The sequence below is a fragment of the Bizionia sp. genome (genome assembly GCF_048259285.1).
Taxonomy (GTDB): Bacteria; Bacteroidota; Bacteroidia; order Flavobacteriales; family Flavobacteriaceae; genus Algorimicrobium; species Algorimicrobium hallyeonense.
Window position 1 is genome coordinate 63,124 of the sequence record NZ_JBLXHU010000016.1, and the last position, 9,762, is coordinate 72,885.

A 9,762-nucleotide genomic window follows, 5' to 3' on the forward strand; every position below is an offset into this window, starting at 1 on the left:
ATTTAATTAATTTGGCATTTGTTCTAAAATTGGATAATAATTTGATGCCGGATTATTTATGTGATTTGTAATAATATTTTTTAATAGACCTTTATCATTCCCAGGTCCTGAATAGCGTACAATACCATCCAAGTTAATATCACCTGTGTTATATGCTGTATATGGGAAATAGTTGCTATTGGTCGCGTTGCCAGCGGCATTTGAAACAATTGTTTTTAAACTAGCCGAATCATTATTAGGGCCTAAATAACGCGTTTGATTATTTCCATTAATATCGCCTCCATACATGCCTAAAATACCTGTAGGCATTCCGAAACTTGTTTGAGCTTCTAGTCCAAAAGTAGTAATGCTGCCATCGGTAAAATTGACGAGAGAGGTTACATTGGAAAGCGTTATTGTGGTTGCACTCATAATCCCTAAATGATTCCTATGGTTTACAGAAATAAAATAATCAGCTGATATTTGTTGGAAATTTATGGGCGAAATACCATCAACATCTACAATATCCCCATCACGTTGTAGGAGTCCAGATTTGGCATCAACAATTAAAGTGTTTGTATTAGCATCTCGAATTTCAATCCACATCCAATCAACAATAGCGTTATTGCCTGTTATTAAGAATACGGAAGGATCACATACTAATCCATCAGCATACGGACTCGTTGTTGGAATGAGATTAGCAACTCTCAAATCGTCACGCATGAGGGTTTCTTCACCAAAATTAGGCGTTAATGCAGCACCTTGTAAATAGGCTTTTGCAGAAATTAAAATAGGTTCCAAAATGGATATTGTCTGGTCACAACTTAAGGACACATTATTAGACGCATCCGTTGCTGTCCACGAAATAACGGTATCTCCTAAAGGATACGGATCGGTTAATAACAGTGCATCAGACCGAACACCGGTGTAGGTGATGGTACTGGCACAATTATCAGTTGCGGTAGGTTCTGCAATCAATACGGTAGCTTCGGTTATACCACTAGCTAGAATTTCTACAATATTATCTGGGCATATAATGATTGGGGGTTCTGTATCATCTAAAATAGTCCAAGTAAAATTTTGCTCAACATCTAGACTACCGGGTTTACTTAAGGTAACCGTTACGTTATACACACCATCATTGTTGGGTCCACCGGATACAGCGGTTTCATCAATGACACCAAAAATTAAACCGTTGGTAGGTTCAATGTCCGTGCCTGCAGGATGTCCGGAGATGGCATATGTTAAGTTGTCTAATGGATTCCCGCCGGAACCTTCGGCTTGAAAATCAGATATTTCTAGTTCACAGCTGGTTCTATCTGCTATGGGTTGCAATTCTAATTCCGGATAGGCAATACCTAAAATTTCTATTCCATTAATTAGGGGGTTTTCTATATTTTCGAAAAAACGAATTTCTAAAACGCCATCGGTGACCGTTATATTATTTTGAACAAGTCCAGCTTGGCGATGACCAAATTCCGCAGAAATATCGAAATCATCTAAAAGCCGTTCATCTTCTATATTCACACTAAAAACACGTTCGCCAGGATTGGAAGTACCATTGTATAGGTTTGCAAAATACAGGTTTACTATATAATCCCCATTAGGTACGGCAATAGAAAAAATCATAGGATAGGCCGGATCGCTAATACTTCGTTGAATATGCATGACATCGTAATAGGTACTAGCGTCTATATAACTCGGAATGGATGCGTCACGATTTTCGTAAAATACTTCGGTTGAAGAATAAGGGGAGCCAGAAGAAACCGTATACGAATCGCCAGTTGAAGTCGTATTGTCCTCCCAATCTGGACCGCCATCAGTTGCTAAAACCAGCGGGCCGCCAGCATTAATACGTACTAAAGGCGTGTAAATATCTGTTAATTCTCCTGTTAAAGTCATAGAAACAGCCGTGTTAACACCGGAATGAATCACTTCCATATTGGCGGTTTTAACCCCCACGATATTATCGGAAATAAAATCGATTGGAATTTTTACGGAAGAACCAGGATTGATATTAAAAGGTAGGGCTATATCTGAAGAAAACGAAGCTGCATTGGTTCCAACAAAATTTAGAGCTGTTACGCTAATCACATCATCGGTTGGTCCACCTTCATTATTTAAAACAATGTATTTGCTGCGTTGGGAGTTGTTAACCGGTGTTAATCCAAAATCTAAATTCGTTGGGTTTATAGACACGACCCCATTTTGGTTTTCGTAAGCTTCAATAAAATCCCAAGTTGCTGTAAATGGGTTTGGGGTTGTAGCCGATCGGGAGGTAGAAATAATACCAACCGCCATTCCTTTAGCATCTAACGGGTCTAAAAAATCACTTGGTAACAAAATGGTTGGTCCCAGTAAACTTAAAGTTTCCCCATTATTAGTGGAGTAGAAGGGCTGTGCTAATCCCGTGGCAGGATCTACAGAAATATATAAATCTACTGATCCTGAATTTATAATATCAGGTATATCATAAGTCGTATTTAATGTAACTACCCCATTGGATTCTATCAGGAGTTGTAACCCATGAAGCGCATCATTATTTAGCGTTCCATTCATAAACACAAATTTCAGATAGTTATCTTGATCACCTGTACCTATTTGCATACCGTAGGATTGAAAGTCAACAGGGTCATTCTGGCTCCCATTGGAACCAAAATAAGGCGATTCTACTTTGGCGTGAACCGTAAAGGGGTTGGAATTACTATCCACATTTATTCCAAACTGAAAGCCGTAATCTTGATTGTTTAAACCTTCCAAAGCATCCCCTCCAGTAACGGCATCAACAGTTGCTTTTCCGGCAGCACCACCAAAGGACATTTCTTGTTCATTAAATTGATCGAGATAGTCTGTCGTGCCAGAAGGGTCTAACATAAGACCTGTAAAACCCAAGCCAAATAAACCTGTTCCCGGATCGTTATTCCAAAAGGGATAATCTACAGGTAGGTTTGTGGTGGTTCCATTATTGGCATCTAAAGCAAAGGCATCATTGACATCTAGAATGCCATCATTATCATCATCTGGATCATTTAAATCGGAAATACTATCGTTGTCATTATCTTTCGGCTTACTACTTTGCGAACAAATATTAGTGCCATTATCTATTTCATCTTGATTGGTATAACCATCACCATCATTATCCGCTAAGGGATCATAACCTACATCGCCAGGTTGCAGGCAAATTAAATCAGAAGGTTCAAAAACGGTTATGCTGTTGGCACCATAGGTTACGGCCCAAACCGTACCCGGGAAAATGGAATTATCACCTAAAGCAATAACATCTAAAGGAATACTTCCAAAACCATTAAAAGGCACTTCTTGTTCTAAAACCATATCGCCAGCCGCGTTTAATATATACCGATTAATATCGCCATTAAAGGAGGCTGTTAAAATATTTCCTTGCATGGCACCGCCAAAATTAGAAGCTGTATATTCTACAATTCCATTGGTGGAAGCCGCTTTAAAATCTAAAATATTATTTTTAGGGCTGCTTACGGGTTCATCCATGAGGTATTCGCCCTGTTCGGGGTAATCTGGGAAATTTGCAATTGAAAAGGACGAGTTAAAATAGCCTTCTGCACCCACTAATAAATCGCCTACCAAATAGGTGTTGGTTGCTACCCAAGAGCCACTTATTTTTTCATAGGCAATTACATTCGCACGGGATGGAAATGCGCGAATAGGATTTGGGTGTCCCCCGTAATATGTGCCATTCGGATCATTTATAGTTCCAATAAAATGTAGGGGGTCTTTTGAAAACTCACTACCACTCTCATTCATTTCGTTTGTTATATAATGAATGTTTGGGTCATAGGTAATGGTACTTTCATCACCTAAATAGGTATCTGTAGCTATGTCATAAATTCTTGGAACGCCTCCCCAAAGGGCATTAGGCCCATTGTCTGAGGTGTAAATTCTATTATTTTCTGTAACGAGAATATCGTATGCATTTCTATAGCCAGGTGAAAATATTTGAACCGGACCTCCCACTTCTGGGAAGGCCTGATTTAAACTGTTGTTGCCTCCAAATGGATCACCTAAATCAATAAAAGCATCATGCATGGGGTGTCCAGCGGGATAGGGGAAATCCGGATGCGTGTTGTCTATATCTATTCGGGTGGGATCGTTTAAGGTTGGTAAATCATACACGTATTCGGTATTGGTTCTTGGGTCTGTATAAACCGTCATGCCTTCCAATTGTGTTAGATTTACGATAAGGATAGAAGCTGATAAGAAAAACTCTGGGGTTCCTGCAAAATTATTACTAGGTGCACCTTTATTGGTCTGGCCACCTTGAGCCACTAATAAGAAGGTCTCGCCATCTTTTTCAAACATGTCTAAACCATTTATAGCATGATTTTCTTCACAGCGCGGTAAACCTCTTACCAAATCGGTTTTTTCCCAAACACCATTAATTTTCTCAAGCTTGGAAATCATACTAGAATTGGTATCTAAATTGCTATCATTTCCACCTGAACCACCACCTAATAAATAATCTGATGAGGTTACATATAAGATTGGATTTTGAGCTGTCCCCGAAGCAAGAATACCAGTGACTAAACGTTGTTGACTTGGATTAAAAACACCTAAATCGTTATGGTTTGGGATGCCTGTACGGATTTTAGTAATTTCTTCGCTAGCAATTACAGTGTATTGTCCATTTCCTGCGCTGGCATTATCGCGCTCTATGGTATAAGCCCAGATAAGTCCGTTTTGTTGGGAGACATATAAGCGATTATCCGGGCCAAAATCTAATGAGGTTGGGTTTAAAACACCTTCATTGATTAAGCCCGTGGAGCCGAAACTGATAGTTTGAGAATAGCCATTAAAACAGCAAAACGTTATGCTCACTACGATTGCTAGTGCAACAAATCGAACTGTTTTGTTTAAATAAATAAGAGACATCATAATATTTTTTTCGTTTACGTGCTATTAATCGAAAAAAATTAATCAGGAGATACCACTGTAAAAATAGTTATAAGGCTTTAGTTTTTAGCTATAATGCTTTAGTTTTCGTTGAACCTATTTAAATCTTCGTTATAAGTACCTGAAACAAAAAAATCCGAAGGGTTACTTCGGATTTTTCTTATAAATATGATGTAATCAGTTCTTAATCATTCACTAATACCCAATCGCCTTTGGCAATAAGTGGTTCAGCTTGTTTGAATTTTACTGTTTTATTTTCACCACTCATTACGTGTTTGATAGTGACCTTGTCATTACGTCCAATTTTTGGACTATCGCGAACAATTGTTTCTACCACTTCCGGTTGACGTTGTGTGTTTCCTGCCGATCTATTTTGAGCAGAACGTTCATCTAAATTTTGAATTTCTTCTTTTTGAGTTTGAAGATTTTCTTTTTTAGTAGATTGACGTGCTTCTTGGATAGCATCGGTAGTTTCTTGTGGTAATTCACCTTTAAATAAAAATGAAATAACATCTTTATTTACTTTGTTAATCATGCCTTTGAATAACTCAAATGCTTCAAACTTGTAAATTAGCAACGGATCTTTCTGCTCATGTACCGCTAATTGAACGGATTGTTTCAACTCATCCATTTTGCGTAAATGCGTTTTCCACGAATCGTCAACGATGGCTAATGTGATGTTTTTCTCAAAGTCATTGATTAATTGTTTACCATTGGTTTCATAGGCTTTTTCAAGGTCTGTTACCACCTGAATGCTTTTTACGCCATCGGTAAATGGTACTACAATACGCTTAAATTTATCGCGTTGTGTTTCGTATACATTTTTAATAACCGGGAATGCTAATTCAGCATTGCGTTCCATTTTAGAACGGTAATGTTCAAAAGCTGCTTTGTAAATTTTACCCGCTAAATCTTGGACGCTTAATTTGCCAAATTCAGCTTCCGTAACAGGGGAACTCATAGAGAAGTACCGAATCATTTCAAACTCCAAGTTCTTATAATCGTTAGCGGCTTTATTCGTTTCTGCAATACCTTCAGAGGTATCATAAATCATGTTAGCTAAATCCACACGTAAACGCTCACCATGTAAGGCGTGGTGACGACGTTTGTAAACCACTTCACGCTGGGAATTCATCACATCATCATATTCTAATAAACGCTTACGAACACCAAAGTTATTTTCCTCTACTTTTTTCTGTGCACGCTCAATAGATTTTGAAATCATAGAATGCTGAATCACTTCGCCTTCTTCCAATCCCATTCTATCCATCATTTTGGCAATACGTTCACTACCAAAAAGACGCATTAAGTTATCTTCTAATGACACATAAAATTGCGAGCTTCCTGGATCTCCTTGACGACCTGCACGACCACGTAACTGGCGGTCCACACGACGTGAATCATGACGTTCCGTACCTACAATGGCTAAACCACCTGCTTTTTTAACCGCATCAGACAATTTAATATCCGTACCACGACCAGCCATGTTGGTTGCAATTGTAACTTGACCTGGTTGGCCAGCTTCGGCAACAATATCGGCTTCTTTTTTATGAAGTTTCGCGTTTAATACATTGTGAGGTACTTTTCTAATAGAAAGCATTTTACCTAACAACTCACTAATTTCTACATTGGTTGTACCAATAAGCACTGGACGACCCGCTTGCGAGAGCTTGGTAACTTCATCAATAACCGCGTTGTATTTTTCACGTTTGGTTTTATACACTAAATCCTCACGGTCATCACGCGCAATTGGTCTGTTGGTTGGAATTTCAACCACATCTAATTTATATATTTCCCAGAATTCACCTGCTTCGGTAACAGCGGTACCCGTCATACCGGACAGTTTACGATACATTCTGAAATAATTTTGAAGGGTTACTGTTGCAAATGTTTGGGTAGCATCTTCAATTTTTACATTTTCTTTAGCTTCAATGGCTTGGTGTAAACCGTCAGAATAACGACGCCCATCCATGATACGACCCGTTTGCTCATCTACAATCATCACCTTATTGTCCATTACCACATATTGGTTGTCTTTTTCAAACAAGGCATATGCTTTTAGTAATTGGTTTAAGGTGTGAATACGTTCTGACTTAATGCCGTAATCTCTAAATAAATCTTCTTTTAAATTGGCTTCCTCTTCCGATGATAAGTTTTGATTTTCAATTTTAGAAATTTCAATACCTATTTCCGGCATGACGAAGAAATTCGGGTCATCTTCACCCGATAGGAATTCAATTCCTTTATCGGTTAATTCAATTTGATTGTTTTTTTCTTCAATAACGTAGTACAATTCCGCGTCAATTTTTGGCATTTCGCGGTTATTGTCTTGCATGTAATAGTTTTCTGTTTTTTGAAGTAATTGCTTAATCCCTTCTTCACTTAAAAACTTAATTAATGCTTTGTTTTTAGGAATACCTCTGTAGGCACGTAACAATTGAAAACCACCTTCTTTGGTATCACCTTCTGCAATTAATTTTTTAGCTTCTGCTAAAACACCAACTAGGTACTTACGTTGTACCGAAACGATACTATCTACTTTTGGTTTTAATTCTGTAAATTCATGACGATCACCTTGTGGAATAGGTCCTGAAATAATTAATGGTGTTCTAGCATCATCAATTAAAACCGAATCCACCTCATCTACAATGGCGTAGTGGTGTGGGCGTTGCACTAAATCGTCTGGTGCGTGCGCCATATTATCCCGTAAATAATCGAAACCAAATTCGTTATTTGTTCCGTAGGTAATATCTGCTAAATAGGCTTTTTTACGAGCCGCAGAATTGGGTTGGTGGTAATCAATACAGTCCACACGCATGCCGTGGAATTCAAATATTGGTGCCATCCACGCGCTATCACGTTTGGCTAGGTAATCATTTACTGTTACTAAATGCACACCTCTGCCAGCAAGTGCATTTAAATACACCGGCAGTGTAGCTACTAATGTTTTACCTTCACCTGTATGCATTTCGGCAATTTTACCTTGGTGCATAGCAATACCACCTATTAATTGGACATCATAATGAATCATGTCCCAAGTAATTGGTTTCCCGGCAGCATCCCAAGAATTTGCCCAAACGGCTTGATCATCTTCTAGTGTTACATAATCCTTTTCACCGGAAATTTCACGATCGAAGGTATTGGCAGTAACCGGAATGGTTGTATTATGAACAAAACGTTTTGCTGTTTCTTTAACTACAGCAAAGGCTTCTGGAAGGATGTCGTTTAATACATCTTCCGTAACCGTATAAATGGTGTCTTTAATTTTGTCAATTTCTAAATAGATATCTTCCCGTTGATCAATATCCTCTGTTTCGTTTGCTTTTTTAAGAAGGTCTTCAATTTCTGAATTCAGCGGCTTTCTAGCTTCGGCTATTTTTTCTTTAAAGTAAGCTGTTTTAGCCCGTAAATCATCGTGAGATAATTGCTCTAGAGCCGCTTCGTATGTTTTAATTTTTTCAACTATAGGCATGATGGCTTTAACGTCTTGTTTCGACTTATCGCCAACAAATACCTTAAGGACTGAATCTAAAAAACTCATTTGTTAGGTGTTTAGGTTGTATTAGTACTGCATACTAATATTAAATATGTGTTTGCTTTTTTGAAATACAAAAAAACGTTTTTTTGTTCGGTTATTTACGTATTAAAACATAAAAAAAGCCTCTAGGCGAGACTTTTTAAATTTTAATAGTATTAATATTCATCCTCATTCCAGAGGTAATCTTCGTCTGTTGGATAATCCGGCCAGATTTCTTGAATAGACTCATAGGAGTCCCCTTCATCTTCAATAGATTGTAAGTTTTCAACAACTTCTAATGGCGCTCCCGTTCTAATTGAATAGTCAATAAGTTCGTCTTTCGTCGCTGGCCAAGGCGCATCACTTAAATAGGATGCTAATTCTAATGTCCAATACATTTGTAATGTGTTTTAATTTTTGCAAAAATAAATTTTTAGTTTAAATACACAAGAAAAAAATCAATTAATTACACTTTATTTATAAGAACGTGCCTTTAATGGTTTGTTTTAAACCACTTACAGGTTTATGCTGTGTTATTTTGAGATGGTTACTGTTTTTCAGGAATCCACTTCACTTCATCTGCGTTTAAGTCAGAGGACAACTTTCGTGCCAACACAAAAAGATAGTCAGATAAACGGTTTAAATAGGTCATAGCCAAGGGGTCTATTGGGTCGAAATCGTTTAAAGCAGATGCTAAACGTTCCGCACGACGGCATACACAACGTGCTATGTGACAGAATGACACGGTTTGATGACCGCCCGGTAATACAAAATGTGTCATAGGTGGTAAGGCCGTATTCATATTGTCAATTTCTTGTTCGAGGCGTTCAATGTTTTCTTCGGAAATTTTAGGAATATTTAAACGTTCCTTTCCATTTTTTAATATGGCTTTTTCGGGATCGGTAGCTAAAATAGCGCCTACGGTGAAGAGGCGATCTTGAATATGCATGAGCATTTCTTTATAATGGGTGTCGATGTCTTGATCGCGAATGAGTCCTAAATGCGAGTTTAATTCATCAACGGTTCCGTAACTGTCTATACGGATATGGTGCTTGGGAACACGGGTACCACCGAATAATGCGGTTGTACCTTTATCGCCTGTTTTGGTGTAAATTTTCATAGGAATTGTTTGTTATTCAAAGTTAATGGTTCTGTGGGATAAGGCAAAGGAATCTTTTGTGTTTTTGGGAGGTGGCGTTTATGGTTTGTGGTTTAAAGTGAAAAGTGAAAAGTGGAAAGTGAAAAGTGGAAAGTGAAAAGTGAAAATTGAAAAGTGGAAAGTGAAAAGTGGAAAGTGAGGAGTGAGGAGTGAGGAGTGAAAAGGGAAAAGTGAAAAATGA

Annotated in this window: 4 protein-coding genes; all 4 read right to left on the reverse strand. The window is 38.0% G+C overall.

Features of this window, described 5'->3' with window-relative positions; all coding sequences use genetic code 11:
- Positions 1–6: 6 nt before the first annotated feature.
- Entirely contained in the window at positions 7–4,887 is a 4,881-nt protein-coding gene (locus ACN0QX_RS09550) for a malectin domain-containing carbohydrate-binding protein (RefSeq protein ID WP_417196626.1), read from the reverse strand.
- Positions 4,888–5,089: 202 nt separating this feature from the next.
- Entirely contained in the window at positions 5,090–8,446 is a 3,357-nt protein-coding gene (gene secA, locus ACN0QX_RS09555) for a preprotein translocase subunit SecA (protein WP_417196628.1), read from the reverse strand.
- Between the two features lie 152 nt (positions 8,447–8,598).
- On the reverse strand, positions 8,599–8,820 hold the full coding sequence (locus ACN0QX_RS09560) for a DUF2795 domain-containing protein (protein WP_008637498.1): 222 nt from the start codon (positions 8,818–8,820) through the stop codon (positions 8,599–8,601).
- A gap of 149 nt (positions 8,821–8,969) precedes the next feature.
- Complete coding sequence (locus ACN0QX_RS09565) at positions 8,970–9,542, reverse strand: cob(I)yrinic acid a,c-diamide adenosyltransferase (protein WP_248395132.1); 573 nt, start codon at positions 9,540–9,542, stop codon at positions 8,970–8,972.
- Positions 9,543–9,762: the final 220 nt, after the last annotated feature.

Coding starts and splice junctions, on each gene's coding strand:
- ACN0QX_RS09550 (WP_417196626.1), bottom strand. CDS start 4,887: ATGATGTCTCTTATTTATTTAAACAAAACAGTTCGATTTGTTGCACTA.
- secA (WP_417196628.1), bottom strand. CDS start 8,446: ATGAGTTTTTTAGATTCAGTCCTTAAGGTATTTGTTGGCGATAAGTCG.
- ACN0QX_RS09560 (WP_008637498.1), bottom strand. CDS start 8,820: ATGTATTGGACATTAGAATTAGCATCCTATTTAAGTGATGCGCCTTGG.
- ACN0QX_RS09565 (WP_248395132.1), bottom strand. CDS start 9,542: ATGAAAATTTACACCAAAACAGGCGATAAAGGTACAACCGCATTATTC.